Origin of the sequence: Thiorhodococcus mannitoliphagus (genome assembly GCF_010915725.1) — a bacterium.
In the GTDB taxonomy this organism is placed as follows: Bacteria; Pseudomonadota; Gammaproteobacteria; order Chromatiales; family Chromatiaceae; genus Thiorhodococcus; species Thiorhodococcus mannitoliphagus.
The window spans coordinates 1-432 of sequence record NZ_JAAIJR010000474.1 but is presented as its reverse complement, the minus strand read 5'-3'; the positions used below and the strand labels follow the sequence as shown (position 1 = coordinate 432).

General features: G+C 46.5%; 1 protein-coding gene. It reads right to left on the bottom strand.

The window, feature by feature from the left end:
- Nucleotides 1-188: PD-(D/E)XK nuclease family transposase (locus G3480_RS27435; protein ID WP_206171957.1), on the bottom strand; the 188-nt coding region annotated here is incomplete at its 3' end.
- Nucleotides 189-432 lie beyond the last annotated feature (244 nt).

Sequence of the window (432 nt, the reverse complement as noted above, 5' to 3'; positions counted from 1 at the left end):
TCCAGGATCAACTGCTTGCCGCCGAGCCGCTCGGGTGTGAGCTGCGGGTTGAGCAGACTGACCTCGACAATGGGCGGCTCGTCGACGCGCACGACATTGATCAGATCGACCAGCAGATCAGGTTCCTCGGAGAAGACGCGGAAGAACACATAGTCGTTCTTCGGATCGAGCAAGTCGTCAGCGCACACGGATACCATGGAGACAGCAATGGTTGATGAATTCAGACCTTAGTGACGATTCAATATTTATGTTTTCTTTTGCATGAATTTTGCTTTAAAAAATATAGCTATAAAACAATAGTTTGCAGTTTTATATAGATTAATTAAGTTGTATAATTTATTTTTGAATCGTTACTTAAACCCCACCTAGGCCGGAATGCGTAATTTCTCCTCCTCTGGATCGAGTGTCGTTCTCGTCCACAGGCGGTCGGCG